A 25,157-nucleotide genomic window follows, 5' to 3' on the forward strand; every position below is an offset into this window, starting at 1 on the left:
CCTAACGATCGCTCAGTGTGGGATGCCGCACTGTAGTCAAACTTGGTTATTACGCTTGTCCCGTGTCGGCAACGCGGATGATGATTCTCGGCCTGGTCAGGTGGATGCAGCCGGTGCACGGCTACGACGTGCGCCGTGAGTTGCTGAGCTGGAGTGCGGACAAGTGGGCCAACGTGCAGCCCGGTTCGATCTACCACGCGCTGCGCAAACTCACCGACGAGGGCCTGCTCCGGACCGTCTCGGTCGAGCAGGTGGGCGCCCGTCCGGCGCGCACCACGTACGAGGTGACAGCGAAGGGGGAAGACGAGTTCGAGACGTTGCTGCGGGCGCAGTGGTGGCAGCTCCACGAGCTGCCGGACCCCTTCGTGGCGGCGTTCTCGTTCCTGCCGGCGATGCCGCGTGAGGAGGCGGCGGCGGCGCTGCGCAACCGGGCCAACCTGCTGCGCGCCGGGGTCGAGTCGACGCGCGCCTCGCTCGACTCGGACTGGGTGCGCACCCGCAAGCCGGTGCACGTCGGGTGGATGTTCGAGCTGTGGCTGGCCCGCGCCGAGGCGGAGTCGGCCTGGTGCGAGCGGATCGCGGAGCGGATCGAGTCGGGGGTGTCGTACCTGCCCGATGGGATGGAGCGGGCCGAGGGCTGGTCGGGCTGGTCCGACGGATCTCGGTGACACGACATAATCAACGTTGACCAAAAGAGCTATATCGCGTTAGCCTCAGCGGGAATCGCGGGGGATTCGTGCGTCCTCGCGGACGATCGGCGGCCGTTCAGGTCCGCCCGGACGACCAGGAGCAGAAATGATCGAGACCAGGGGGTTGCGGAAGTCGTACCGCTCCCGCGCGGGTCGCGAGACGAAGACAGTGGACGCGGTCCGCGGCGTCGACCTCGACGTCGCAGCGGGGGAGATCTTCGGCTTCCTCGGGCCCAACGGCGCCGGCAAGACCACCACGTTGCGGATGCTCGCCACGCTCATCGAGCCGGACGGCGGCGAGGCCACGGTGGCCGGCGCCGACCTGCGCAAGGACCCGGCCGAGGTGCGCCGCCGGATCGGGTACGTGGCCCAGGGCGGCAGCACCTGGGACGAGTCGAGCGCCCGTGAGGAGCTGGTGCTCCAGGCCCGTCTCTACGGCATCGGCAAGGCCGACGCGCACCGCCGTGCCGAGCGCGCACTCGAAGCGTTCCAGCTCGTCGAGTACGCCGACCGCAAGTGCAAGACCTACTCCGGCGGCCAGCGCCGGCGCGTCGAGATCGCGCTCGGCATCATCCACGAGCCGAAGATCGTCTTCCTGGACGAGCCGACCACCGGCCTCGACCCGCAGAGCCGCGCGCACATGTGGGACGAGATTCGCCGGCTGCGTACGGAGGGGATGACCGTCTTCATCACCACGCACTACCTGGACGAGGCGGACGCGCTCTGCGACCGCATCGCGATCATGGATCACGGCGAGGTGGTCGCCGAGGGGACACCGGCCGCGCTGAAGCGGGAGATCTCCGGCGAGGTGGTGATCGTCGGCCTGGACGCCCCGACCACCCCGCGCGCCGCCGAGCTGCTCGACACCGAGGCGTACGTGAGCAAGCTGGAAACCGTCGACGAGGGGGGTCTGCGCCTCTACGTCGACGAGGGCGCCACCGCCATCCCGCAGGTGCTGCGCCGCCTCGACCACGCCGGGCTCGACCTGCGCTCGATCGAGCTGCACCGCCCCAGCCTCGACGACGTCTTCCTCACCAAGACCGGCCGCTCGCTGCGCGAGTCCTGACCCCCGGAGAAGCTGTCATGAAACTCGCCCGCGACACCTGGCTGATCTTCCAGCGCCAGACGCAACTGCTGCTGCGCAACCCGGTGTGGATCTTCGTCGGCGTCTTCCAGCCGGTGATGTACCTGCTCCTGTTCGCCCCGCTGCTCAAGCCCGCGCTGAACGCGCCCACCCAGGCCGCCGCGTACAAGATCTTCGTGCCCGGCCTGCTCGTGCTGCTGGCCATCTTCGGCGGCCTGTTCCAGGGCTTCGGCCTGATCGCCGAGCTGCGCGCCGGCGTGATCGAACGCTCCCGGGTCACCCCGGTCAGCCGGCTCGCCCTGCTGCTCGGCCGCTCGCTGCGCGACGTGGTCTCGCTGATCGCGCAGGCGATCATCATCACGCTGCTGGCGCTCGCGTTCGACCTGCGCGTGTTCATCGGCTACCTGCTCCTGGCGTACCTGATGCTCGCCCTCATCGCCCTGATGACGTCGGCCGTCTCCTACGGCATCGCGCTCAAGGTCAAGAGCGAGGACGCGCTCGCCCCACTGATGAACACGGTCGCGCAGCCGGTGCTGCTGCTCTCCGGCATCCTGCTGCCGCTCACCTTCGCCCCCGGCTGGCTCCAGGGCGTCGCCAAGTGGAACCCGTTCTCCTGGGCGGTCGAGGGCACCCGCGCGCTGTTCAACGGCGACCTCGGCAACGACCGCGTCTGGCAGGGCCTCGGCATCATCGCGGTGCTCGCCGCCGCGGGTGTGTTCTGGGCCGCCCGCCAGTTCGCCCGCAGCGTCCGCTGAGCAGGGGAGACGTACCTCTCAGCAGGCACGGGGCACCGGTGTCACGCGCGTAGCGTGGGCCGGTGCCCCGCCTCATCCGTGACCGGTTCACCTGGCTGACCTACGCCCAGCTCGGTCTCTGGGGCTTCTTCCTCTACGGGTTCGGCCCGGTCGTACCCCTGCTCCGCGACGAACAGGGCACCAGCGCCGCCGTCGCCGGCCTGCACAGCACCGGCATCGCTGTGGGCGCGCTCGCCGGCGGCGCGCTGTTCGCCCCGGTCGCCCGCCGCCTCGGCCGCGGCCCGGCCATCTGGCTCGGCCTCGCCGGCGTCGCCGCCGGCGTCACCGCGCTCGGCCTGCTCCGCCCGCTACCGGCCACACTCGCCGCCGTCGCGGTCATCGCCACCTTCGGCATGATGGTCGTCAGCGGTGTGAGCGTGGTGCTCACCGCCCGGCACGGAACCGCCGCCCCCGCCGCGCTCACCGAGGCCAACGCGGCCTGCGCCGGCATGGGCATCCTGGCGCCGCTGACCATCGGCCTCACCGTCGACGCCGGTCTCGGCTGGCGACCGCTGATGGCCGTCGAGGTCGGGCTGATCACGCTGGTAGCGCTCGCCGCCCTGACTTTCCGGGTACGCGTGCCGCAACGCGCCCCCGCTGTCGCGGCTGTCGGCACGCCGGTCCCCGTCGCCGCCTCCACCCGGGTGCCCGCCGTCCCCGCATCCGGGGTCTCCGAGGCCGCTGTGTCCGCTCCCTCCGTCTCTGCTTCGACCGTTCCTGCTTCGGCCGTTCCTGCTTCGGGCGTCACCGCCGCCGGTTCGGCGGGGCGGCTGCCGCGTGCGTACTGGATCGCCTGGGTCCTGATGTCCGTCACCGGGTCGATCGAGGTCTGCCTGTCGTTGTGGACCGCCGACGTGCTCCGGACCCACGCCGGGCTGAGCGCGGGCGGGGCATCGGCAGCGGTAGCCGCGATCGTCTGCGGCATGTTCGCCGGCCGGATCGCCGGTGGCCGGGCCGCGTTGCGCTGGCCGTCGGTACCGCTGCTGCTCGGCGCGCTCACCGTCTCGCTGGCCGGGTTCGCGCTGTTCTGGGCCAGCACTGTCGGTTGGCTCGCGGTCACCGGGCTGGTCGTGCTCGGGCTCGGCAACGCGCTGCACTACCCGTTGGCGATCTCGATCGCGCTGGCCGTGGCCGGTCCGGCCGCCGACAAGGCGGCGGGCTGGTCGGCGTACTCGATGGGTGTGGGTTTCGGGATCGCGCCGGTGGCGCTCGGGTGGGTGGCCGACGGCGTCGGCCCGCACCCGGCGTTCCTGCTGCTGCCCGTGTTCATCGCGGTAGCGGTGCTGCTCACGGTGCGGCTGGGGCGCGCCCTGCGCCCAGCCGCCCTTCCGGCTTGACCGTGTCCCTGGGCGGCATGCGTCCCCCGGCCTCGGGGATCGGTTTCAGAGCACCCGGGCGAGCGTGACTCCGTCGGCGATCGGCAGCATGACCGCCTCGACGCGGACGTCCGCGATCACCGCGTCGTTGAAGGCGGCGATCGCCCGGTCGTCGGCGTTGCGCGGGGCGAGCACCCGGCCGTCGCGCAGCGTGTTGTCGACGGCGATCACCGCGCCGGGACGCATACGGGGCACCAGCTCGTCCCAGTAGATCGGGTACCCGACCTTGTCGGCGTCGATGAACGCGAAGTCCAGGTAGCGCTCGCGGGGCAGCTCGCGCAGCGTCTGGGCGGCCGGGCCGATGCGCAGCTCGATCCGGTCCTGCACACCGGCGCGCTCCCAGTAGCGCCGGGCCACGCCCGTGTACTCCTCGGAGATGTCGAAGCAGGTCAACCGCCCGCCTTCGGCCAGCCCGCGGGCGATCGCCAGCGAGGAGAGGCCGGTGAACGTGCCGACCTCCACCGCCTGCCGTACGCCGAGCAGCCGGGTCAGGAAGGTCAGGAACGCCGCCTGTTCCGGCGCGACCTGCATGACCGCCTCGGCGGGCAGGGCCGCCCGGGTCTCCTCGGCCAGCTCCCGGACGATCTCGTCCGGCGCTGAGCCGTGGGCCACCAGGTAGGCGTGCAGTTCCGGGGTGAGCGGCAGCGGCTTCGTGGTCATGTCCGGACGTTAGCCGAGATGTTCGATCTCCTGGCCCCCGGGCGCGACCTTCGTCCACAGGTCGACGATGCTCAGGTCCACCTCGGCGAGCAGCCGGCGCAGCAGCGGCAGGGACAACCCCACCACCGTGCCCGGGTCGCCCTCGATCCCGGTCAGGAACGCCCCGCCCAGCCCGTCGATGGTGAACGCGCCGGCCACCGCCAGCGGCTCACCCGTCGCCACGTACGCGGCGATCTCCTCGTCGCTGACGTCTGCGAAGTGCACGGTCGTCGAGGCGACCGCCTCGGCCCGGGACTCGTGGGTCACATCGATCAGGCAGTGCCCGGTGTGCAGGACGCCGCTTCGCCCGCGCATCCGCTGCCACCGCCGGGTGGCGTCGGCCGCGTCATCAGGCTTGCCGAGGATTTCGCCGTCGAAGGCGAGCACCGAGTCACAACCGAGCACCAGCGTGCGCTCGTCCGGCGAGGGCCGCAGCCGATCGCGTACGGCCTGCGTCTTCAGCCGGGCCAGTTCGAGGCACAGATCCTCGGCCCGATCGCTCACCACCTGCGACTCGTCCACGCCGCTGACCAGCACGTCAGGCTCGATCCCGGCGGCCTGGAGCAGCTTGCGGCGGGCGGGGGACTGCGAGGCGAGCACGAGGCGCACCGGTACGGAGGTCGACACCCCGCCGACGCTACCGGCTGACCCTCGGCGGCGGGTCGTCGGCGCGTCGGCGGCGCCGCCAGAACAAGTACCCGCCGCCCGCCGCCACCAGCACACCCAGGGTGGCGAGCCCGCGTACGGTCGCGCTGCTGTCGTCGCCCTTGTCCGGGGCTGCCTCGGCAGATGCCGGTGGCGTGACGTTCGAGGACTCGAAGCCGAGCGGGGGGACGTCGGCGGTGAGCGCGGCGACCAGATCAATGACGCCGTAGCCGTACTGGTCGTCCCGGCCGGGTGGTCCCTTGTCGACGGCGGTGGCGGTCAGCCGGTGGGCGACTTCCTGGGCGGGAAGGTTCGGGTACTTGGAGCGAATGAGAGCAGCAGCCCCGGCAACGATCGCGGTGGCATCCGACGTGCCGGTGCCGACTCGATAGCCCCCGTTGAGCCCGGTGCTGTATATGTCGACGGCCGGCGCTACGACATCAATTTCCGGCCCGGCAACCGAGACCGCTGCGTGGTTTCCTGCCCTGTCTATTCCTCCAACAGCAATTACGGATTCCTCGACGGCCGGGTAGCCGACAAAGGCATCCTCTGGTCGGTTTCCAGCAGCGGCAACGATAGTGATGTCTGCCGCGATTGCGGTGCGGATTGCTCGAACCAGATTCGAGCTTGTACCACCTACGCTGGAGATGCTAATCACCTTCGCGCCCTGGGAGGCGGCGAAGTCTATGCCCTCTGCTAGCACATCAGGGTCGCCGCGGCCGTCGGACGGAGTGACTACCACCGGAAGAACCTTCGACCGCGGTGCAATTCCCTGAGCGGAGCCTGCGCGGCCTGTCGCCGCGATCAGGCCCGCCATGCCCGTTCCATGCCCACTCGAATCGCTTCGGCCTTCGATGGTTCCGCCCCGGATCAGGTCTGCGCCGTCGAGCAAATTTTCCGAAAGGTCGGGATGAGGGGAGACGCCGGTATCTAGAACTGCGACGGTTACGTTTTCGCCTTGAGTCAGATTATGTGCCTGCGCCGCCTTCAAGTATTGCAGATGCCACTGCTTTGCCGGAGTTGACTTCAGTTCTGGGTGCGTGGGTGCTGCTGCCGCGACCGTCAACACTGCTAGTGTTGCCAGTACTGCGCCACTAACTTGGCCGCGATTCAGGCTCACCTGTTGAAGCCGATTGCCGGCCCTGGGTCAATTGGTCCCTCATCCTCGGGGGGTCGCATCACTGGATCGACACCCTTTTGGGTTTCCCAAGGGTTGTCGGGATCCCACGCCGATTCTTTGATTTGATCGGCGCGTCCGCGGCTCGTCTTGGGTTGGTTACCCATTGGGCCGCCCGTCGCGTTACCGCTTGCCGGAGCTGCGAATGAGCCAGAGGCACGAGCGCCGCCAGGTCGAGAGCCCGCAGCCCCGGTGGGAGAGGTGCCTGCTCCGCCGCCGCCGATAACGCCGCCAACTGGATTAATCTTGCGAGGGGTTGAGCGGTTCGCTTGCCCCTGTCCCGCAGCAGGCGCGCCCCCGATAAGTCCAGGTGGGGTGGTGCGTGGAGCGGCGGCTGAGGCGTTGCGCTGGCCCTCCGGGTTTATTGGACTAGTAAACGGCCTGCCATTCCCGGGAGGGTTGGAGCCCGCCGGTAGGTTGGGCGGAAGTACTGGCGGCGTGCCGAGGCTTGCAGGTACAGGGTGTGTGATGTTGGCTGGGGCGGCGGGTTGGGAAATCGTTCCTGCGGCACCAGGCGAGACGCCTCCAAGGACGGGCCCGGTCACAGGTCCATGATTCGGCACTGCCGCTGGTGGAGGTCGTTGTTCTAAACGTCTGGCGGAATTGACAGGCCTTGTACTTGGGCCAGTCGCCACGGGAACGATGGGGGGAATGAGAGGAACGGCGCCGCCGCTTCCTCCGATTTCCTCCGTAGAGATGTCGCGGGGAGGCCGAACCGGAGGTGGCGGCTGCCGAAGCATGACCTGGGCGTGCTGGAGTTCGCCGCTCAGTCCCGTCATCAACCCGCGCGCCCGTACGTTCAACTGCTCCAGGTCGTCGTCCGTCACCGGGGGCCGCTCGGGCAACCGGCTACCGGCCACCGCCTTCGGATCGGCGATCGTCGCCTCGTACGCCTGCTTCTGCCGCAGCTTCTTCGCGTACTCCTCGTGCAGCGGTTGCAGCTCGGCCCGCGCGCTGCCGATGGCGCGGGCGGCGGCTGCCAGCGCGTCGTAGTTCGCGGCGGCGGCGTCGTGGGTGCGCTGCACGCGGTCGATGAGCTGGTCGAGTTCGCCGATGTAGGCCCGCGCGGCGGTGTTGGTCTCCGGGGGCCATGCCTCGGCGAGGCCGCGCCGGTATTCGCGCAGGCGGCTCAGGTGGGCCAGGGCGAGGTCGCACACCTTGCGCCAGCCGGCGACCTGCTTCCACTGGCCGGCGGTGTCCTGGTCCTGCACGCACGCCCACATGCTGAGGACGTCCATCAGCCGCCAGTCGGTCAGCCCGGAGGTGCGTCCGCTGCCCCGTTCGATCACGGCAGGATCACCCGGCTCTGTTCGGGGGCGGTGGGGTCGGCCAGCGGTGGCATCGGGCGGGGGACGGTGGCGGAGGGGCCGGCGAGCGCTCGTTCCACGTCGGCCACTCGGGCGGAGGAGAACGCGTCGGCGTCGCCGTAGCGGGCGGCGATCCGTCCGGCGGCGTCGGCGAGGTGGCCGGTCGCCGGTGCGAGGTCCCACACGGCGCTCACCGCCGCGGTCTGCGTGTCGTGGTGGGCCTGGAGGAACTGGACCAGCTCGATGAAGGCGTCGGCCGGGTTGGGCACCGGGGCCTTCATGTCGTCGGCGATGTAGGACAGGTGCGGCGCGTAGTTGCGTGTCACCTCGTCCTGGAGGCGGTCGGCGAACTCCCGCATCTGCCGGATGTCGGCCTCGATGCCGCCGTAGCCGCGCAGCCAGCCGGCTGGCTGGTTGTCCTCCGGGATCATCGGAGCCTCCTGCCCGTCACCACACGGTTTCCCTGAGTGAGGTTAATGGCTCGACGTGGATCCCGGCAGCCCCACCCGGCGCCGCGAGCGGGGGAAGATGTCAGCGGGGCAGGCCGGAGGCCCGCCAGGCGCCGGGGCCGGCGATCGGCCGGGCCGGCGCGGGCCGCGCGCTGCGCGCCCACTGCGACACGGGGGCCGGCGCGGCGGCCGGGGCCGGGCGGGTGCGCACCACGATCGCGCCGACCAGAGCGGCCAGCTCCTCGGCGGTGGGCACGCCGCGGACGATCCGGAACAGCGGCTCCTCGGCAGACATGACCCCAGGGTACGCGTCGCGAATTCGACCTTCGCCGTACAGTGGCGTGCCGACGGTGTGAGCGTCCGAGCGGCCGGGTACGGTTCTCTGCGATGTCGAACGCGCTCCCCCAACTCGTCGCCGACCGGTACCGGCTCCTCACGCCGCTCGGTCAAGGCGGCATGGGCCGCGTCTGGAAGGCGCGGGACGAGGTGCTGCACCGGGACGTGGCCATCAAGGAACTGGTCCCGCCCCCCGGCCTCACTCCGGAGGAGCGCCGCGAGATGCGCGAGCGCTCGCTGCGTGAGGCGCGGGCGATCGCCCGCCTCAACAACGTCAACGTGGTCCGCATCTTCGACGTGCTGCGCACCGACGGCGATCCGTGGATCGTCATGGAGTACGTGGCGTCGAAGTCGTTGCAGGACACCATCGCCGAGGACGGCCCGGTGTCGGCGGCGAAGGCGGTCGAGGTCGGCCTCGGCGTGCTCAACGCGCTGAAGGCCGCGCACAAGGCCGGCATCATGCACCGCGACGTCAAGCCCGGCAACGTGCTGCTCGGCGAGGACGGCCGCGTGGTGCTCACCGACTTCGGCCTGGCCACCATCCCCGGCGACCCCAACGTGACGCGCACCGGCATGGTGCTGGGCTCGCCCGCGTACATCTCGCCGGAGCGCGCCCGCGACGGCACCGCCGGCCCGGAGGCGGACCTCTGGTCGCTCGGCGCCACGCTCTACGCGGCGGTCGAGGGCAAGTCGCCGTACGCGCGCCCGTCGGCGATCGCCACGCTCGCGGCGCTCGCCACCGAGCCGATGCCGCCGCCGCGCAACGCCGGGCCGCTCAAGCCGGTGCTTCAGGGCCTGCTGCGCAAGGACCCGGACGAGCGGATCACCGCCGAGGTGGCGGAGCGCATGCTGCGCAAGGCCGCCGGCCGGCGGGCCAAGAGCATCTCGCTGCTGGACGGCGTACGCCGGCCGGGGCCGAACGGTCCGCGCGTGCCGCGCCCGCCGCTGGTGCCCGCGCCGCGCCCGGCCGACCAGGCCGAACGCGCCGCTTCCGGGGTCGCCGCGACCGGGGGTACGGCGGCAGCCGCCGACCCGGCGGCGATGGTGCCGGCGCCCACCGCGGACGCCGGTCCCACCGCCAAGGTGACCCCGCCGGTCGCCGACCCGACGGCGAAGCTCGACCCGGCGCCCTCGGCCGACGAGACGCTTGTGGACGACGAGGCCCGGGTGGACGGCGCCGACCCGGCGCTGGACGAGACGCGGCTCGACGGCGAGCCCGTCACCGACACCCCGGCGCCGGTGAGTCCGGCCGTGACCGGCTCCGCGCCGGTCAGCCCGGCTCCGGCGCAGGAGGCGCCGTCGACCGGCCGGGCCACCGTGCTGCCGGTCGAGAAGTCCGCGCCCAACCGGCGCAACCTGCTGATCGGCGCGCTGGTCCTGCTGCTGCTCGTCGGCCTGGTGGTGGCCGTGCCGCTGCTGAACAACGACGGCGACGGCGACGGCGGCGAACCGACGGCCGGCACGTCGGCGTCGGCGGCGGCGCCGCCCGCGCCGAGCGAGAGCGCGTCGCCGAGCGCCCCGGCGACCAGTGCGTCGGCCAGCCCCACGCCGTCGGCCAGCCCGTCGGCGTCCGGGGCCGCGTTGCCGGCCGGCTGGCGCCTCTACACCGGCCCGAACGGCTTCAAGGTGCCGATCCCGGAGAACTTCCAGGCGCGGGTCGGCGGGGACAACGTCGTGCTCTACGAGGTTGGCGGCGCGCGGCGGGTGCTGTTCATCCAGTGGACGCCGAACCCGAAGGACGACGCGTACGCCGACTGGAAGGGCCAGGAGCCGTACCGCGCTTCGCGCGTTCGGGACTACAAGCTGGTCGGCATCACCAAGTGTGACCCCTACTTCCGCACCTGCGCCGACTGGGACTGGCTGGCGACCCGCGACGACGGCACCCGCTTCCACGTCCGCAACCGTGGTGTGGCGACCGCCAGCAACCGGGGCTTCGCGTTGCGCTGGGAGGTGCCCGCGAAGGACTGGGACGCCAACCTGGCCAACTGGGAGATCATCACCAAGGGCTTCGTGCCGGACCGCAAGAACTGACCGGGAATCCCGCCGGTCACGAAACTCGCTCGCATGGCTCTCCGTCCTCGGGGGTATGAATCCCTTCGACGACGGAAGGAGGCGCGACATGGGTTACCGACGGAGGTACACCGGCCCGCGGCTGGCACTGTGGATGCTCGTTGCGCTCGGCGACGTCGTACTGCTCCTGATCAGCGCCGGTCTGTCCGCGCCGGTCGCGGTCCTCGGCGTGCTGACGCTCACGGTCGTGGGCGTCACGGCATGGCGCCTGACGCGCCGCACGCCGGTGCCCGTCCCGGCCACCGCGCGCCGCAGAGCCTGACCCGGGTACGACGACAGCGGGACCGCCTCGTGAGGAGGCGGTCCCGCTTGTGTCGCACGTACGTCAGGTGTTGTTGGCCAGGGCGATGAGCCGGCTGCGGTCACCGTTCCAGTAGTTGCGGTCGACGTTGCCGCTGATCCCGGAGACGGCACCGGTGCTGGTGTACTGCCAGAAGCTATAGAACGGAGCGCCGGCCGGCAGGGTGCCGGGCGAGCTGGCCCAGCGGGCGACCCACAGCGGGTGGTTGGCCCACGGGCCGCTCCAGCTGCCGGTGCACTGGTTCCACCAGCTCGTCGTGGTGTAGATGACCGCGTACCGGCCGGTGCGGGAGCGGTAGGTGTTGAGGAAGTCCTGGACCCAGTTGCGCATGCCGGTGGTGCTCAGGCCGTAGCAGTAGCCGCCGCTGTACGGGTTGCCCTCCAGGTCCAGCGCGGCGGGCAGGGTCCGGCTGTCGGCCGACCAGGCGCCGCCGTTGCTGGCCAGGTAGTTGGCCTGGGTGGAACCGGCGGAGATGTTCGGCCGGGCGAAGTGGTACGCCCCGCGGATCACCCCGGCGTTGTACGCGTTGACGTAGTTCGCGTTGAAGTTCGGGTCCTTGTAGCTCGTGCCCTCGGTGGCCTTGATGAAGGCGAACTGGATGCCCGCGTTGCGCACGCTGGTCCAGTTGATGCTGCCCTGGTAGCGGGAGACGTCGATCCCGGGGGTGGTCGCGGCGGCAGCCGGTCCGGCGGTCGCCACGAGGGCCACGGCCGCGGTGGCGGCGGCGGCCAGGCCGGCGGCGAGAAGCCGGCGTACGGAGAGTCTGGTACGGGCCATGGTTGCCTCCAGAGGGACGTCCGTTGATTGATGCCCATCTTTGGAGGTTAGTGCCCTAGATCGCAATAGGACGAAAGGAAATTTTCATCGACGGTCGTCGTTCGCCCAGGTGGCGCGACAGTAGCTGCGCTCACCGACCTCACCTCCGCCCCGGCGCCTCGTCCGATCAGTCTCACACTCTGTGAGACTCGGCCGGTCGAACAACACGGCTCGGGGCGGTAGGCTCCCCGCCCATGCCCCTGATCGACGGTCTCACCACGCTCTGGGACACGCTGACCAGTGCCCAGCCGGACCCGCCGCCGCTGCTCGTGGTGGTCACCGCCGTGGTCGCGCTCGCGGTGGTCGTGGCCCGGCTGCCCTGGCGGATCGCCCGTAACGCGGTGACCATCGCGCACGAGGGCGGCCATGCGCTCGTCGCGTTGCTCACCGGCCGGCGGCTGCACGGCATCCGGCTGCACTCGGACACCTCCGGGCTGACGCTGTCCGCCGGCCGTCCCACCGGGCCCGGCATGATCCTCACGCTGCTCGCCGGGTACGTCGCGCCCTCGCTGCTCGGCCTCGGCGGCGCCTGGCTGCTGGCCGGGAACCGGATCACGCTGCTGCTCTGGCTCGCGGTGGCGCTGCTGCTGGCCATGCTGGTGATGATCCGCAACCTGTTCGGCGTGCTCTCGCTGCTGGTCACCGGCGGGGTGGTGCTCGCCGTCTCCTGGTACACCTCACCCGAGGTGCAGGCCGCGTTCGCCTGGACGTCGGTCTGGTTCCTGCTGCTCGGCGGCGTACGGCCGGTGTTCGAGCTGCACCGGCAGCGCGCGCGGGGCCGGATGCCGCAGTCCGACGCCGACCAGCTCGCCCGGATCACGCCGTTCCCGGCGCTGTTCTGGGTGGGCGTGTTCCTGCTGGTGAGCGTGGGCGCGCTGGCCGCAGGCGCGCTGCTGCTGGCCGGCCCGATCCTGGCCGACGCAGGCCTCACCGCCTGACGCCGTGCCGAGCGGCGTCGCGCCGCAGCCGGCCGCGCCGCCGTGCCCGACAGCCGCACCGAGCCGCACCGCACCGAGCCGCACCTCGTCCCGGAGCGGGCCGCCTCGCGGCAGGGCAGAATCGGATCCGTGCGATACGTGATCATCGGAGCGGGCGCAGTCGGCGGCACCATCGGCGTACTCCTGGCCGACGCCGGCCACGACGTGACACTCGTGGCGCGCGGCGCGCATCTGGACGCGCTGCGGGAGCGGGGTCTGACGCTGCGCACGCCGGACCGTGCCGTCACCGGCCGGCTGCCGGCGGTGGCCGGGCCGGACGGGCCGCCGCTGCCGGCCGACACGGTGCTGGTCCTCACCGTGAAGTCGCAGGACACCGTGGCGGCGCTGACCGCCTGGGCGGACGCGCCGGTCGAGGGCGGCGGGACGGCCGGCGAACGACTGCCGGTCGTGCTGGCCCAGAACGGCGTGGCGAACGAGCCGGCCGCGCTGCGGCGCTTCGCGCGGGTGCACCCGGTGTGCGTGTGGCTGCCCGCCACCCACCTGGAGCCGGGCGTGGTCGTCGCCAACGGCCATCCGCATCCGGGCATGCTGCACATCGGCCGCTACCCGAGCGGCGCCGACGACACCAGCCGGGCGGTCGCCGCCGACCTGACCGCCGCCGGGTTCGTCGCCCCGGTCCGCGACGACGTGATGCGCTGGAAGTACGGCAAGCTGCTCGCCAACCTCGGCAACGGCCTTCAGGCGCTGCTCGGCCGGGACGTGCCCGAGTCGCTGTCGCAGCGGGTACGCGCCGAGGGAGAGGCGGCGCTCGCCGCAGCGGGCATCGCCCACACCACGGTCGAGGAGGAGGCGGCCGAACGGGGTGACCTGGTGTCGCACCGGCCGGTGGGCGGCGAGGAGCGCTCCGGCGGCTCCACCTGGCAGAGCCTGGCCCGTGGTGCGGGCTCGGTCGAGACCGACCACCTCAACGGCGAGATCGTGCTGCTCGGGCGCCTGCACGGTGTGCCCACCCCGGCAAACGCGGCGGTGCAGGTCGCGGTACGCCGGGCGGTCCGCGACCGGATCCCGGCCGGCGGCCTCCCGCTCGGCGAACTGGAGAAATTGGTCGGCTGAGCAGGCAACCCGCGCCGCGCCGCCAGGCGTGTCCCCTCACGAACACGGGGAGGTGGCAGGTGCCCGACAGCGACGGCTTCGACGAGTTCTACCGGGGCAGCCGACAGCGGCTGCTCGGCTTCGTCTACGTGCTCACCGGCGACCTCGCCGAGGCGCAGGACGCCGTGCAGGAGGCGTACATCCGGGCCTGGCAGCGGTGGTCCACAGTGCGCGGGTACGACGACCCGGAGGCATGGGTACGGGTGGTGGCGAGCCGGATCGCGGTGAGCCGCTGGCGCAGCCTGCGCAGCCGGGCGCGCGCCTACCTGCGGCACGGCGCGGTGGCGGACGTGCCGGCGCCGAGCACCGAGACGCTGGAGGTGGTCGCCGCGCTGCGCCGGCTGCCCGAGGCCCAGCGCACCGCGATCGCCATGCACTACCTGCTCGGCATGCCGGTCGCCGAGGTGGCGCGGGAGACCGAGGCGCCGATCGGCACCGTGAAGGCCCGGCTGTCCCGGGGGCGGACCGCGCTCGCCGAGCTGCTCGCCGTCGTGGACCTGGAAGAGGAGGCGGCAGATGCCTGACGACGTCGCGCTCGTGGAGTTGCTGCACCGGGACCTGCGCAACGTCACCTGGCCGGAGCCGGGGGCCATCCGGGCCGCGGCCCGGCGGCGCAGCCGACGCTCCGCCGCACTCGCCGCGGTCTCGGTGGTGGTCGTGGCGGCGCTCACCGCGACCCTGGTGGACCGGACCGGCGCGTCGCCACCGCCCGTCGCCGGTGCGGTCGACGGGCCGGGGGAGATCGTGGCCGAGGCGATGCTGGAACCGGCCGACATACCCGCTCCGACCGGCGAGCGGCTCAGCGAGACCGGCCTCGACGAGCCGGTCCGGGTCGACGACCTCCTCCAGGTCTGCGCCCGTGAACAGGGGCGGCCGGCCGAGGAACCGCGCTCGCGCTACTCGCGGTCGCAGACCCTGATGGAACCGCCGACCGAGCCCGCGACCACCATCGGAACGGTCCTCACCCAGGACGTCTACCGGATGGCGCCGGGCGCGGCGGGCCGGTTCGTCGCCGACCTGGAAGGCACTGTCGCGGCCTGCGGCGCGTGGCGGACGACGAGCCAGGTCTACACCGAGCGGGGGATGGCCGGCGCCGAGGTCGTGCACCGCTGGTACGTCGCGGCGAGCGGCTTCGCCGGAGATCGGGCACTGCTGCTGCGGCACGAGGCGAGCGTGGCGCCGGACGAGGCGACCGGCCGGCCGCCCGGCTATGCGCCGTTGTTCGAGGACCGCCTGGTCGTACGGGTGGGTGACCTGGTGACGGTGCTGCGCCCGTCCGGCGAGCTGCGCACCGATGTCCCGGAGCCGCGGGTGACGGAGGAGCAGGTGAAACAGATGGCCCGGGTCGCGGCCGAGCGGATGTGCGTGGCCTCCAACCCGGGCTGCTGACGCCGGTGCCCCCGCAGCCGGACCGGCGGGGGCACCGGCGCACTACAGCGGGATGTTGCCGTGCTTCTTCGGCGGCAGCGTCTCGCGCTTGGTGCGCAGCACCCGCAGCGCCCGCACGATCTGGGTACGCGTCTCGTGCGGCGGGATCACCCCGTCGACGTAGCCGCGCTCGGCCGCGATGTACGGGTTGGCGAGCGTGTCCTCGTACTCGGCGATCTTCTCGGCCCGGACGGCGGCCGGGTCATCGGCGTTCGCCAGTTCCGAGCGGTAGAGGATGTTCACCGCGCCCTGCGCGCCCATCACCGCGATCTGCGCGGTCGGCCAGGCGAAGTTCAGGTCCGCGCCGAGGTGTTTGGAGCCCATCACGTCGTACGCGCCGCCGTACGCCTTGCGGGTGATGACGGTGACCTTCGGGACGGTGGCCTCGGCGTACGCGTAGATGAGCTTCGCGCCGCGGCGGATGATGCCGTCCCACTCCTGGCCGGTGCCGGGCAGGAAGCCGGGCACGTCCACGAAGGTGAGCACCGGGACGTTGAACGCGTCGCAGGTGCGCACGAACCGGGCTGCCTTCTCCGACGCGGCGATGTCGAGCGTGCCGGCGAACTGCATCGGCTGGTTCGCCACCACGCCCACCGGGCGTCCCTCGACGCGGCCGAAACCGACCACCATGTTCTGCGCGTACAGCGGCTGCACCTCGAGGAACTCGCCGTCGTCGAGCACGTGCTCGATGACCCGGTGCATGTCGTACGGCTGGTTCGCCGAGTCCGGGATCAGCGTGTCCAGCTCGCGATCGGAATCCGTGACGTCGAGGATCGCGGGCGCGTCGAAGACCGGCGGCTCGTCCAGGTTGTTCGACGGCAGGTACGACAGCAGCGCCTTGACGTACTCGATCGCGTCCTCCTCGTCGGTGCCGAGGTAGTGCGCGTTGCCGCTGCGGGTGTTGTGGGTGCGGGCGCCGCCCAGCTCCTCCATGCCGACGTCCTCGCCGGTCACCGTCTTGATCACGTCGGGGCCGGTGATGAACATGTGCGAGGTCTGGTCGACCATGACGGTGAAGTCGGTGACCGCCGGGGAGTAGACGGCGCCGCCCGCGCACGGGCCCATGATGAGCGAGATCTGCGGGATGACGCCGCTGGCCCGGACGTTGCGGAAGAAGATCTCGCCGTAGAGGCCGAGGGACGTGACGCCCTCCTGGATCCGCGCGCCGCCGGAGTCGTTGATGCCGACGACCGGGCAGCCGATCTTCATGGCGAGGTCCATCAGCTTGACGATCTTCTCGCCGAAGACCTCGCCGAGGGAGCCGCCGAAGACGGTGAAGTCCTGCGAGAAGACGCAGACCTGCCGGCCGTCCACGGTGCCGTAGCCGGTCACCACGCCGTCGCCGTACGGGCGGGTCTTCTCCAGCCCGAAGTTGGTCGAGCGGTGCCGGGCGAACTCGTCCAGCTCGACGAACGAGCCCTCGTCGAGGAGCATCTCGATCCGCTCGCGGGCGGTCTTCTTGCCCCGCGCGTGCTGCTTCTCGACCGCGCGTGCCGACCCGGCGTGCACCGCCTCGTCGAGCCGTCGCTCCAGGTCCGCCAGCTTGCCGGCGGTCGTGTGGATGTTGAACCCGGTCTCGGTAGTCACCCGTGGAATATAACGATGGTTCAGGTGTCTGAGGCTGTGCAGTGCGCCTCACCGCTTCGCGGCGACCGGCGGGCCGGGTGGCCGTAGGCTGGCGGGATGCCCGGCTCGCCGTACACCGATCTGGACCGACCGCCGCTGTCGGCGGCCCGGCTGCGGCGCGCGCTCCTCGCGCCGAACGGGCCCTGGCGCCGGCTGGAGCTGCTGGCCGAGACCGGCTCGACGAACGCGGACGCGGTGGCCGCGGCGCGGGCCGGCGAGCCGGAGGGCCTGGTGGTGGTCGCCGAGCGGCAGACCGCCGGCCGTGGCCGCCGGGGCCGCGTCTGGCAGTCGCCGCCGCGCGCGGGTCTCGCGACGAGCGTGCTGCTGCGGCCCGGCGAGGCGGTCGCGGAGCGCGGCTGGTCGCCCGTGCCCGCCACCGGGTACGGCTGGCTGCCGCTGCTCGCCGGTGTCGCGCTGGTCGAGGCGGTACGCCTGCTGGCCGAGCTGGACGCGCGGCTGAAGTGGCCCAACGACCTGCTGGTGGACGGCGCGAAGTGCGCCGGGGTGCTGGCCGAGGCGGTGCCGGGGGAGATCGACAGGCCGCCCGCGATCGTGGTCGGTGTCGGGCTGAACGTGACGCTGCGCGCCGACGAGCTGCCGGAGAACCCGACCGGGTTGCCCGCCACGTCGCTCCAGCTCGCCGGCGCCACCGCCACCGACCGCGATCCGCTGCTGCGGGCGCTGCTGCGCTCGCTCGCCGACTGGTACGAGCGCTGGCGTGACGCCGGAGGCGACGCGGAGGCCAGTGGGCTGCGCGAGGCGTACCTGGCGGGGTGCGCCACCGTCGGCCGCCGGGTGCGGGTGCTGCTGCCCGACGGCCGCGAGGCGCACGGGACCGCCACCGGCGTGGACGCCGACGGGCAGCTCCTGGTCGACGCCGACGGGGAGACGTTGCGGCTCGCCGCGGGCGACGTGCTGCACCTGCGCTGAGGCGCCCGGGAAGATCACCGCAACACCGTCGCCGACCGCCCGCGCGGCCGATGCCGGCCGGATGCGCCGACCGGTTACGGTCAGCGCGTCCGGTTCTGCGAGGAGGTTCCGCCGTGGCGTTCCCCGAAGACGTGCTCACCGAGGACGAGCACGTCGTGTTGCACCTGCACCCGCACTGGAAGGCCCTGATCCGGCCGGTCCTGGTGCTCGTGCTCGCCGTCGCGGCGGTCGTTGCCGGGTGGCTCCTGCTGCCCGACGGCAGCGGCGGCACGATCGCGCTCTACGCGATCGCGGTGGTCGGCCTGGTGCTGGTGCTGTGGCTGGGTCTGTGGCCGTTTCTGGTCTGGCGCACCACGCACTATCTGTTCACGAACGAGCGGGTGCTGCTCCAGCAGGGGGTGCTGTCGCGTAACCGGCGGGATCTGCCGCTGACCCGGATCAACGACCACGCGATGCACCAGCGTTTCGTGGAGCGGCTGCTCGGCTGCGGCACGCTGACCATCGAGTCGGCGGGCGAGCGCGGCCAGTCGGTGCTGCACGACGTGCCGGGTGTGGACAGGGTGCAGACGAAGCTCTACGAGCTGGTCGAGGCGCACCACGACAAGCACAGCCTTGGTGACGGCGAGATGCGCGAGATCCTGGCCGACATGACCGAGGGAAAGTCGCTGCGCGACCAGCCCTGACCCCGCCGACGGGAAAGGCCGGCGCCCCTTGTCAGGGGTGCCGGCCTTCGTCGTTCAGCGGCGGGCGCGACGGGGCTGGAGTTCCGCGGCGAGTTCGGCGTCCAGGTCGGCGCCGAGCGCGCCACCGAGTCCGGCGTCCGCCGGCGCGGGGCGGCCCCGCGGTGGCGGGAAGTCGGCCGCCCGGCCGGCGCCCGGAGGCGGTTCCTCCTCCTCCAGCTCGCTGACCGACTCGGCCAGCTCGGCCACCGGGTCCATCTCGGCGACGTTGTCCCACTCGTCACGCGGCACCGAGTGCCAGGTCTCCTCGGCGTGCTTGGGGACCGGCTGGAAGACGAACGTCCGGTAGGACCAGAAGCGGAACAGCGTGGCCAGCAGGACACCGATGGTCTTGGCGACGTTCAGCGCGAGCAGGCCGTGTACGCCGAGGCCGTACTTGGCCAGGGCCAGGACGCCGAGTTCGATGACCAGACCCGCGCCGTTGAAGAGGAAGAACAGGACGTATTCGCGCCGGAGTGCCGATTTCGGTCGATCGCGGTACGTCCAGTGACGATTCATCAGATACGACGTGATCGTGGCGACAATCGTCGCGATCACTGTCGCCTTCAGCTGGCCGTCGCGGAAAACCGTGAGTGCCAGAGCATTGAACACCGCGTAATTGATGACGGTGTTGATGCCGCCGACGACGCCGAATTTGAGCGCCTCGTGGATGAACTTCTGCCAGCGCTCGGGCAGCAGACGGACTCCAGGCATGCGGAACACCTTAGGCAGTTGGCTGGGCCGGCTGGGCCCGGCGGGTCGGGATGGGCGGTTCGTCACGCCCCGGACTCTCGGTCGTGGCTCGTTGCCGGAACGGGAGGTGTTCCCGCCTCGACGAAGACGAACCGTCGGTACGACCAGAACCGGAAGAGTGTTCCCAGGCCGGTGCCGACGACGAAGCTGGCGATGTTGTCGGCCAGGGGGGTCTGGAACACCACGGGCCAGATCGCACCCAGCCCGTAGTGGCTGATCGCGAGGCAGGCCACCGCGATGCCGAGGCCGACCGCGTTGAAGAAGAAGAACAGCGCGTACTCGCGGGCCGGGTTCGACCGCTGCCGGTGCCGCCATGTCCAGAACCGGTTGCCGAGGAAGGCGACGGTCGCGGCGATCACCGTGGAGATGGTCTTCGCGGCCAGCGGGGGCATGTCCCGGCCGCTGGACAGATAGTTGAAGAGGGCGAAGTCCACGACGAAGGCCAGGCCGCCGACGGTGGCGAACTTGCTCAGTTCGTGGATGAGGTGACCGAAACGGTCGAGCAGTGCTCCGATCGGACCCCGGCGGGTCTGCGGAGCCCCCGGTTGGTCTCCGGTCATCGTCGCGGCCACCCGCCGAGAGTACCGGTTGTGCGGTAACCGGGCGGACTGCAACGGCGAGTCAGCCACGACGGCTTCGCCGCGGCCGTCGCGCTCGGGCCGCCCGGGTCGGAGAGGCGTCGCCCGTTCTCGATGTCCGTGAGCAGAGCGTAACGCGCTGTGCGAATCTGTGGAGCGCATCACGGAATCGTCTTTCGCGACATGTTCGTACGCTTCCCCGCGATCGGGCGTCACCGTCACTCCGGTGCGGACCCGGCCGTCGAAGGTTCACCGCAGGATTTGCGTGAAACTGCGCGCGAAAGCGGGTATCAGATCGTGATGCCGCAGCGTGGCCGTACCTTGTGCAGTTCTTCACAACCAGTCCCACTGACTGACGAGGCAGTCCGGTTTACGCTGAGCCCAATCCCAGGTTTCCACGAGGCGGCGTACCAGCCCGCCGGAACTCGTGCACCCCATAGATCGGTCAGCGTCGACCACAAGGAGAAGTGACATGGTTGCTCCGGCTGCTGTTCGGGGTATCGATCAGGCCCCGACGTCCCACCCCAAGCTGCTGGCCTGGGTACGTGAGGTCGCGGAACTGACCACCCCGGACCGCGTGGTCTGGGTGGACGGGTCTGATGAGGAGTGGCGCCGTCTCACCGACGAACTCGTCGCCAACGGCACCCTGATCCGCCTTAATCCCGAGAAGAAGCCTAACTCGTTCTACGCGCGTACCGACCCCACGGACGTCGCCCGGGTGGAGGAGCGCACCTTCATCTGCTCCGTCGACGAGGCGGACGCCGGCCCCACCAACAACTGGATGGCGCCGGCCGAGATGAAGCGGACGATGACGGAGCTGTACCGCGGCAGCATGCGCGGGCGCACCATGTACGTCATCCCGTTCTGCATGGGCCCCATCGAGGCCGAGAACCCCATGTTCGGCGTGGAGATCACCGACAGCCCGTACGTGGTCGCCTCGATGCGGATCATGACCCGGATGGGGTCGGCGATCCTGGAGGCGATGGGCGACGACGCCGACTTCGTGCACGCGCTGCACTCGATCGGCGCCCCGCTCGCGCCGGGCCAGCAGGACGTGGCGTGGCCGTGCAACGAGACCAAGTACATCTCGCACTTCCCCGAGAGCCGGGAGATCTGGTCCTACGGCTCCGGCTACGGCGGCAACTCGCTGCTCGGCAAGAAGTGCTACTCGCTGCGTATCGCCAGCGTGATGGGGCGCGACGAGGGCTGGCTGGCCGAGCACATGCTGATCCTCAAGATCACCTCGCCGGAGGGCAAGGTCTACCACATCGCCGGCGCCTTCCCGTCGGCCTGCGGCAAGACCAACCTCGCCATGCTGGAGCCGACCATCCCGGGCTGGAAGGTCGAGACCATCGGCGACGACATCGCCTGGATGCGGTTCGGCGCGGACGGCCGCCTCTACGCGATCAACCCCGAGTACGGCCTGTTCGGCGTTGCTCCCGGCACCGACTGGAAGACCAACGCCAACGCCATGCGGACGCTGGACCGGGGCAACTCCATCTTCACCAACGTGGCGCTCACCGACGACGGCGACATCTGGTGGGAGGGCATGGGTGAGCCGCCGGCGCACCTGATCGACTGGAAGGGCAACGACTGGACGCCGGAGAGCGAGAGCCTCTCCTCGCACGCGAACAGCCGCTTCTGCACCCCGATCACGCAGTGCCCGATCCTGGCCGACGACTACTACGACCCGAACGGCGTGCCGATCGACGCGATCCTGTTCGGTGGTCGTCGCCGCGACACCATCCCGCTGGTCACCGAGGCCCGCGACTGGGTGCACGGCGTCTACATGGGCGCCACGCTCTCCTCGGAGACGACCGCCGCCGCCTCCGGCGCGGTCGGCGTGGTCCGCCGCGACCCGATGGCCATGCTGCCGTTCATCGGCTACAACGCCGGCGACTACTTCCGGCACTGGATCGAGATGGGCAAGGGCGCGGACGGCGACGAGGCCAAGCTGCCCAAGATCTACTACGTGAACTGGTTCCGGAAGGACGCCGAGGGCAACTTCCTCTGGCCGGGCTTCGGCGAGAACTCCCGCGTGCTCAAGTGGGTCATCGAGCGGCTGGAGGGCCGGGCCGAGGCCGTGGAGACGCCGATCGGCATGGTCCCGGCACAGGACGCGCTCGACGTCGAGGGTCTGGACATGACCCCGGAGGACGTCCGGATCGCGCTGAAGGTCGACGCGGACGAGTGGCGCAACGAGCTGCCGCTGGTCACCGAGTGGTTCGAGAAGTTCGGGGACAAGCTTCCCGGCGTGCTCTGGGCCGAGCTGGACGCGCTGCGCGCCCGGCTGGACGCGGAGCCGCAGAAGTAACAGGTGTGCCTGTTGCCCCTGCCGGGCAACATCGGATGCCATGAGGACGGCCGCTGAACCTGTCGAGGTCTGGCGGCCGTCCGCCGTCCGGGCGCTGACCACGCTGCTCGCCGTGACCGCGGCGGCCACCGTCGTGGTCGAGCTGCTCAACTACTGGTACGCCCCGGAGCAGGAGTTCGGTCTGGCCGTACGCACCGGCTGGGCGATGCTCCGGTCGCTCGGCTTCCTGCTGCTGATCGGCCATGTGAACAAGGGCCGGGTGGGCGCCCGGCCGTTCGGGCTGATCCTGGCGGTGACCACGATCTTCGCCGTCGGGCGGCTGATCGTGCCCCGGCAAGGGGTGCCCGCGCTGCCCGGCCTGGTCGGGTTCGCCGTGCTCACCGCGCTCTGCGTCGCCGTGGTGGTGCTGCTCTACCGCTCGGACGCGATCCGCGCGCACCTGGTCCGGCACCGCAAGGGCCTGGTCGTCGAGGGCGGGACGATCGCCTGGCGGGAGGTGGCGCCGAAGCGCCCGCAGGCGAACGGGTGGCTGCTCACCGCCCGGGTCGCGGCGTTCACCTACAGCCCGCTGATGCTGCTGCCGGCGCTGGTGGCGACCGGTGCCGTGCTGGACGGGCGGCTCTCTGCCGTACCGGCCCTGATCCTCTGGTTCGGCGCGGGCATCGCGGTCAGCTACGCCGTGCTGTTCTGCACCGCGTTCCTGCTGCGCGACAAGGCGTGGGCGCGGAAGGCTCTGGTGGCCGTCACCCTCGGCGTCCTCGCGATCGACCTGCCGCTGTGCTGGTGGCTGCTCGGCGTCGACGGCCTGATCCGAGACGGCGCCCCCCTGGTGACCGCCGCCGCCCTCACCCTCTGGTCCCTGAACCGAGCCACCCGCACCCCACCTCCACTCGGTTGATCATGAAGTTGGCGGCGATTTCGATCTCCGTTGATGCCGTCAACCTCATGATCGTCGCCCGGGGCGGGGTGCGGCGGGGCAGGATGAGGACATGTGGGACGTCGTGGTGGTGGGAGCGGGGCCGGCCGGAGCGGCCGCGGCGCTCGTTGCGCGGCGTGCCGGCGCGGCGCGGGTGCTGCTGCTCGACCGGTCCGACTTCCCCCGCGACAAGGCGTGCGGGGACGGCATCGCCGCGCACGCGCTGGACGTCCTCGCCGAGCTGGGCGTGACCGGGGCGGTCGACGGCTACGCGCCGCTGCCCGCGCTGCGCCTGGTCGGCCCCGGCGGCGGCACAGTCGCCCGGACGCTGCCCCGGCCCGCGTACACGGTGCCCCGCCAGGTGTTCGACGCACGCCTGGTCGCGGCGGCGGTGGCCGCAGGTGCGGAGTTGCGGCGGCACACCGTACGCCGGGTGGAGATCGCCGCCGACCGGGTGCTGCTCGACGGCGAGCTGTCCGCGCGGGCGGTGGTCGGCGCGGACGGCGCCGGATCGGTGGTGCGGCGTGCGCTCGGCCACCCGGTCAACCCGGACCGGCACCTGGCCCTCGCCATCCGGGGCTATGCGCCCGCGCCGGCCGGGCCGCCCGAACAACTCATCGTCACCTCCGCGGCGCGCTGGCCCGCGTACGCCTGGGCCTTTCCGATCGGCGACGGACGCGCGAACGTCGGGTACGGGGAGGTGCTGCGCGGCGAACCGCTGACCCGCGCGCACCTGCTGGACCGGATGGCCGCTCTGCTCCCGGGCGTCGACCCGGCCACGGTGACCGAGCTGCGGGCGCACCACCTGCCGCTGTCCACCCACCGGCCGGCGCCCGGCCGGGGGAGGGTGCTGCTGGCCGGGGACGCGCTGTCGCTGATCAACCCGTTCACCGGCGAGGGCATCTTCTACGCGCTGCGCTCCGGTGCGCTGGCCGGCGCGGCGGCGGCCGGCTCTCCCGCCGAGGCCGCCCGGGCGTACGCCGCCGCGCTGCGCGCCCGGCTCGGCACCCACCTGCGGCACAGCTCGGTGGCGGCGTGGCTGGCCCGGCGGCGCCGGGTGGTCGACGCGGCGGTCGGCGCGGCCGGGCGGGACGAGCGGGTCTACCGCACGGTGGTGGAGCTGGGTCTCGGCGACGGCCGGCTGGACGCGCGCACCCTGATGGCGATCGGGGCGGACCTGCCGCGACCGCGCCGGGCCATCTCACCGTCAGGTGATATGCCACCGAGACACTGATCTCTCCCGCGGGTCGCTACCCTGCAAGGTGATGACTCTGCGGAAACTCCTCTACTCCGTGTACGAGCGCCGGCTGACGGCGAAGCTCGCGGGCAAGCCCGTACCCGCACACGTCGGCGTGATGTGCGACGGCAACCGCAGATGGGCCCGGGAGATGGGCTTCGTCGACCCGAACGACGGTCACCGGATGGGCGCCGAGCGGATCAAGGAGCTGCTCCGCTGGTGCGACGCGGCCGGCGTCGGGCACGTCACACTCTGGCTGCTCTCCACCGACAACCTCTCCCGCCCGGCCGCCGAGCTGGACCCGCTGCTCCAGATCATCGAGGACCTCACCACCGAGCTGGCCGAGGAGGGCAACCCCTGGCGGCTGCGGATGGTCGGTGCGCTCGACGTGCTGCCGGCGCAACACGCCGCCGCGCTCAAGGCCGCCGAGGAACGCACCCGCGACCGCGACGGCGGGGCTCAGGTCAACATCGCGGTCGGGTACGGCGGGCGGCGCGAGATCGCCGACGCGGTCCGCTCGCTGCTGGTGGAGCACGCGGCGAACGGCGGCACGATCGAGGAGCTGGCCACCTCGCTCGACGTCGACCACATCTCCGAGCACCTCTACACGAAGGGGCTGCCGGACCCGGATCTGATCATCCGGACCAGTGGCGAGCAGCGGCTCTCCGGCTTCATGCTCTGGCAGAGCGCGCACTCGGAGTTCTACTTCTGCGAGCTGAACTGGCCCGACTTCCGCAAGGTCGACTTCCTGCGCGCCCTGCGCTCCTACGCCACCCGTCAGCGCCGCTTCGGCACCTGACCCAGCACTGCCCCCGCCCCTCGC

Annotated in this window: 26 protein-coding genes and 1 pseudogene; 16 read left to right on the forward strand and 11 right to left on the reverse strand. The window is 71.5% G+C overall.

Going from position 1 to position 25,157, the window contains the following annotated elements; genetic code table 11:
• Positions 1-77: 77 nt before the first annotated feature.
• From F8279_RS14820 to F8279_RS14835, 4 genes are all read left to right on the forward strand, one after another.
• A complete protein-coding gene (locus tag F8279_RS14820; RefSeq protein WP_151500275.1) occupies positions 78-668 on the forward strand; it encodes a PadR family transcriptional regulator in 591 nt (196 codons plus the stop codon).
• Positions 669-795: 127 nt separating this feature from the next.
• Positions 796-1,755 (forward strand): ATP-binding cassette domain-containing protein, encoded by a 960-nt coding sequence (locus F8279_RS14825; RefSeq protein WP_151500260.1) that lies wholly within the window; start codon positions 796-798, stop codon positions 1,753-1,755.
• A gap of 17 nt (positions 1,756-1,772) precedes the next feature.
• Positions 1,773-2,528: an ABC transporter permease gene (locus F8279_RS14830; protein WP_091415538.1), complete on the forward strand. Its 756-nt coding sequence runs from the start codon at positions 1,773-1,775 to the stop codon at positions 2,526-2,528.
• Between the two features lie 62 nt (positions 2,529-2,590).
• Entirely contained in the window at positions 2,591-3,904 is a 1,314-nt protein-coding gene (locus F8279_RS14835) for a sugar MFS transporter (RefSeq protein WP_151500261.1), read from the forward strand.
• 45 nt (positions 3,905-3,949) lie between these two features.
• Here F8279_RS14835 and F8279_RS14840 read toward each other — a convergent pair whose 3' ends face one another.
• From F8279_RS14840 to F8279_RS14865, 6 genes are all read right to left on the reverse strand, one after another.
• A complete protein-coding gene (locus F8279_RS14840) occupies positions 3,950-4,603 on the reverse strand; it encodes an O-methyltransferase (protein ID WP_091415544.1) in 654 nt (217 codons plus the stop codon).
• A gap of 9 nt (positions 4,604-4,612) precedes the next feature.
• Positions 4,613-5,269: a nucleoside triphosphate pyrophosphatase gene (locus F8279_RS14845; RefSeq protein ID WP_151500262.1), complete on the reverse strand. Its 657-nt coding sequence runs from the start codon at positions 5,267-5,269 to the stop codon at positions 4,613-4,615.
• 10 nt (positions 5,270-5,279) lie between these two features.
• Positions 5,280-6,353 (reverse strand): S8 family serine peptidase, encoded by a 1,074-nt coding sequence (locus tag F8279_RS14850; RefSeq protein ID WP_151500263.1) that lies wholly within the window; start codon positions 6,351-6,353, stop codon positions 5,280-5,282.
• Between the two features lie 50 nt (positions 6,354-6,403).
• The gene (locus F8279_RS30295) at positions 6,404-7,753 is read right to left on the reverse strand and encodes a hypothetical protein (protein WP_192580699.1); all 1,350 of its coding nucleotides are present in this window, start codon (positions 7,751-7,753) and stop codon (positions 6,404-6,406) included.
• Positions 7,750-8,202 carry a hypothetical protein gene (locus tag F8279_RS14860; RefSeq protein ID WP_151500264.1) on the reverse strand — a complete coding sequence of 151 codons (453 nt, stop codon included), beginning with the start codon at positions 8,200-8,202 and terminating at the stop codon, positions 7,750-7,752. Before F8279_RS14860 ends, F8279_RS30295 begins: the two co-directional genes overlap by 4 nt.
• Positions 8,203-8,302: 100 nt before the next feature.
• Positions 8,303-8,515 carry an acyl-CoA carboxylase subunit epsilon gene (locus F8279_RS14865; RefSeq protein WP_091415563.1) on the reverse strand — a complete coding sequence of 71 codons (213 nt, stop codon included), beginning with the start codon at positions 8,513-8,515 and terminating at the stop codon, positions 8,303-8,305.
• 92 nt (positions 8,516-8,607) lie between these two features.
• On the opposite strand from F8279_RS14865, the gene F8279_RS14870 reads away from it, so the two are divergent.
• Together F8279_RS14870 and F8279_RS14875 are read left to right on the forward strand one after the other, a co-directional pair.
• Entirely contained in the window at positions 8,608-10,587 is a 1,980-nt protein-coding gene (locus F8279_RS14870) for a serine/threonine-protein kinase (RefSeq protein ID WP_151500265.1), read from the forward strand.
• 88 nt (positions 10,588-10,675) lie between these two features.
• The gene (locus F8279_RS14875) at positions 10,676-10,888 is read left to right on the forward strand and encodes a hypothetical protein (RefSeq protein WP_120571642.1); all 213 of its coding nucleotides are present in this window, start codon (positions 10,676-10,678) and stop codon (positions 10,886-10,888) included.
• A gap of 63 nt (positions 10,889-10,951) precedes the next feature.
• Here the strand turns inward: F8279_RS14875 and F8279_RS14880 are convergent, their stop codons facing one another.
• On the reverse strand, positions 10,952-11,704 hold the full coding sequence (locus F8279_RS14880; protein WP_151500266.1) for a GH25 family lysozyme: 753 nt from the start codon (positions 11,702-11,704) through the stop codon (positions 10,952-10,954).
• 233 nt (positions 11,705-11,937) lie between these two features.
• On the opposite strand from F8279_RS14880, the gene F8279_RS14885 reads away from it, so the two are divergent.
• From F8279_RS14885 to F8279_RS14900, 4 genes are all read left to right on the forward strand, one after another.
• On the forward strand, positions 11,938-12,681 hold the full coding sequence (locus F8279_RS14885) for a M50 family metallopeptidase (protein ID WP_151500267.1): 744 nt from the start codon (positions 11,938-11,940) through the stop codon (positions 12,679-12,681).
• Positions 12,682-12,810: 129 nt separating this feature from the next.
• Entirely contained in the window at positions 12,811-13,794 is a 984-nt protein-coding gene (locus F8279_RS14890) for a ketopantoate reductase family protein (RefSeq protein WP_151500268.1), read from the forward strand.
• A gap of 59 nt (positions 13,795-13,853) precedes the next feature.
• Complete coding sequence (locus F8279_RS14895; protein ID WP_091415597.1) at positions 13,854-14,357, forward strand: SigE family RNA polymerase sigma factor; 504 nt, start codon at positions 13,854-13,856, stop codon at positions 14,355-14,357.
• Positions 14,350-15,222 carry a hypothetical protein gene (locus tag F8279_RS14900; protein WP_151500269.1) on the forward strand — a complete coding sequence of 291 codons (873 nt, stop codon included), beginning with the start codon at positions 14,350-14,352 and terminating at the stop codon, positions 15,220-15,222. Before F8279_RS14895 ends, F8279_RS14900 begins: the two co-directional genes overlap by 8 nt.
• A 42-nt stretch (positions 15,223-15,264) precedes the next feature.
• Here F8279_RS14900 and F8279_RS14905 read toward each other — a convergent pair whose 3' ends face one another.
• Positions 15,265-16,848 carry an acyl-CoA carboxylase subunit beta gene (locus F8279_RS14905; RefSeq protein WP_151500270.1) on the reverse strand — a complete coding sequence of 528 codons (1,584 nt, stop codon included), beginning with the start codon at positions 16,846-16,848 and terminating at the stop codon, positions 15,265-15,267.
• Between the two features lie 96 nt (positions 16,849-16,944).
• On the opposite strand from F8279_RS14905, the gene F8279_RS14910 reads away from it, so the two are divergent.
• Positions 16,945-17,817, forward strand: coding sequence for a biotin--[acetyl-CoA-carboxylase] ligase (locus tag F8279_RS14910; protein ID WP_151500271.1), 873 nt, complete (start codon positions 16,945-16,947; stop codon positions 17,815-17,817).
• 113 nt (positions 17,818-17,930) lie between these two features.
• Positions 17,931-18,500 carry a PH domain-containing protein gene (locus F8279_RS14915; protein ID WP_091415718.1) on the forward strand — a complete coding sequence of 190 codons (570 nt, stop codon included), beginning with the start codon at positions 17,931-17,933 and terminating at the stop codon, positions 18,498-18,500.
• A 54-nt stretch (positions 18,501-18,554) separates the two neighbouring features.
• Here the strand turns inward: F8279_RS14915 and F8279_RS14920 are convergent, their stop codons facing one another.
• The 3 genes and pseudogenes from F8279_RS14920 to F8279_RS30965 form a co-directional block, all read right to left on the reverse strand.
• Positions 18,555-19,250: a GtrA family protein gene (locus F8279_RS14920; protein ID WP_091416239.1), complete on the reverse strand. Its 696-nt coding sequence runs from the start codon at positions 19,248-19,250 to the stop codon at positions 18,555-18,557.
• 62 nt (positions 19,251-19,312) lie between these two features.
• A complete protein-coding gene (locus F8279_RS14925; protein WP_151500276.1) occupies positions 19,313-19,849 on the reverse strand; it encodes a GtrA family protein in 537 nt (178 codons plus the stop codon).
• A 259-nt stretch (positions 19,850-20,108) separates the two neighbouring features.
• A pseudogene (locus F8279_RS30965) lies at positions 20,109-20,204 on the reverse strand (GtrA family protein); the annotation flags it as partial.
• Between the two features lie 135 nt (positions 20,205-20,339).
• On the opposite strand from F8279_RS30965, the gene F8279_RS14935 reads away from it, so the two are divergent.
• From F8279_RS14935 to F8279_RS14950, 4 genes are all read left to right on the forward strand, one after another.
• Positions 20,340-22,181, forward strand: coding sequence for a phosphoenolpyruvate carboxykinase (GTP) (locus F8279_RS14935; RefSeq protein ID WP_151500272.1), 1,842 nt, complete (start codon positions 20,340-20,342; stop codon positions 22,179-22,181).
• 40 nt (positions 22,182-22,221) lie between these two features.
• Complete coding sequence (locus F8279_RS14940) at positions 22,222-23,079, forward strand: hypothetical protein (RefSeq protein WP_151500273.1); 858 nt, start codon at positions 22,222-22,224, stop codon at positions 23,077-23,079.
• Between the two features lie 91 nt (positions 23,080-23,170).
• Positions 23,171-24,331: a geranylgeranyl reductase family protein gene (locus F8279_RS14945; RefSeq protein ID WP_151500274.1), complete on the forward strand. Its 1,161-nt coding sequence runs from the start codon at positions 23,171-23,173 to the stop codon at positions 24,329-24,331.
• Between the two features lie 31 nt (positions 24,332-24,362).
• The gene (locus tag F8279_RS14950; protein WP_091415733.1) at positions 24,363-25,133 is read left to right on the forward strand and encodes an isoprenyl transferase; all 771 of its coding nucleotides are present in this window, start codon (positions 24,363-24,365) and stop codon (positions 25,131-25,133) included.
• Positions 25,134-25,157 lie beyond the last annotated feature (24 nt).

The organism is Micromonospora sp. AMSO1212t (assembly GCF_008868145.1).
GTDB lineage: Bacteria > Actinomycetota > Actinomycetes > Mycobacteriales > Micromonosporaceae > Micromonospora > Micromonospora tulbaghiae.

What these genes read in the sequence shown, in the direction of transcription:
- F8279_RS14840 (WP_091415544.1), bottom strand. Translation starts at nt 4,603, where the DNA reads ATGACCACGAAGCCGCTGCCGCTCACCCCGGAACTGCACGCCTACCTG.
- F8279_RS14860 (WP_151500264.1), bottom strand. Translation starts at nt 8,202, where the DNA reads ATGATCCCGGAGGACAACCAGCCAGCCGGCTGGCTGCGCGGCTACGGC.
- F8279_RS14935 (WP_151500272.1), top strand. Translation starts at nt 20,340, where the DNA reads ATGGTTGCTCCGGCTGCTGTTCGGGGTATCGATCAGGCCCCGACGTCC.
- F8279_RS14885 (WP_151500267.1), top strand. Translation starts at nt 11,938, where the DNA reads ATGCCCCTGATCGACGGTCTCACCACGCTCTGGGACACGCTGACCAGT.
- F8279_RS14830 (WP_091415538.1), top strand. Translation starts at nt 1,773, where the DNA reads ATGAAACTCGCCCGCGACACCTGGCTGATCTTCCAGCGCCAGACGCAA.
- F8279_RS14900 (WP_151500269.1), top strand. Translation starts at nt 14,350, where the DNA reads ATGCCTGACGACGTCGCGCTCGTGGAGTTGCTGCACCGGGACCTGCGC.
- F8279_RS14950 (WP_091415733.1), top strand. Translation starts at nt 24,363, where the DNA reads ATGACTCTGCGGAAACTCCTCTACTCCGTGTACGAGCGCCGGCTGACG.
- F8279_RS14925 (WP_151500276.1), bottom strand. Translation starts at nt 19,849, where the DNA reads ATGACCGGAGACCAACCGGGGGCTCCGCAGACCCGCCGGGGTCCGATC.
- F8279_RS14870 (WP_151500265.1), top strand. Translation starts at nt 8,608, where the DNA reads ATGTCGAACGCGCTCCCCCAACTCGTCGCCGACCGGTACCGGCTCCTC.
- F8279_RS14920 (WP_091416239.1), bottom strand. Translation starts at nt 19,250, where the DNA reads ATGCCTGGAGTCCGTCTGCTGCCCGAGCGCTGGCAGAAGTTCATCCAC.
- F8279_RS14910 (WP_151500271.1), top strand. Translation starts at nt 16,945, where the DNA reads ATGCCCGGCTCGCCGTACACCGATCTGGACCGACCGCCGCTGTCGGCG.
- F8279_RS14825 (WP_151500260.1), top strand. Translation starts at nt 796, where the DNA reads ATGATCGAGACCAGGGGGTTGCGGAAGTCGTACCGCTCCCGCGCGGGT.
- F8279_RS14820 (WP_151500275.1), top strand. Translation starts at nt 78, where the DNA reads ATGATGATTCTCGGCCTGGTCAGGTGGATGCAGCCGGTGCACGGCTAC.
- F8279_RS14945 (WP_151500274.1), top strand. Translation starts at nt 23,171, where the DNA reads ATGTGGGACGTCGTGGTGGTGGGAGCGGGGCCGGCCGGAGCGGCCGCG.
- F8279_RS14940 (WP_151500273.1), top strand. Translation starts at nt 22,222, where the DNA reads ATGAGGACGGCCGCTGAACCTGTCGAGGTCTGGCGGCCGTCCGCCGTC.
- F8279_RS14875 (WP_120571642.1), top strand. Translation starts at nt 10,676, where the DNA reads ATGGGTTACCGACGGAGGTACACCGGCCCGCGGCTGGCACTGTGGATG.
- F8279_RS14865 (WP_091415563.1), bottom strand. Translation starts at nt 8,515, where the DNA reads ATGTCTGCCGAGGAGCCGCTGTTCCGGATCGTCCGCGGCGTGCCCACC.
- F8279_RS14880 (WP_151500266.1), bottom strand. Translation starts at nt 11,704, where the DNA reads ATGGCCCGTACCAGACTCTCCGTACGCCGGCTTCTCGCCGCCGGCCTG.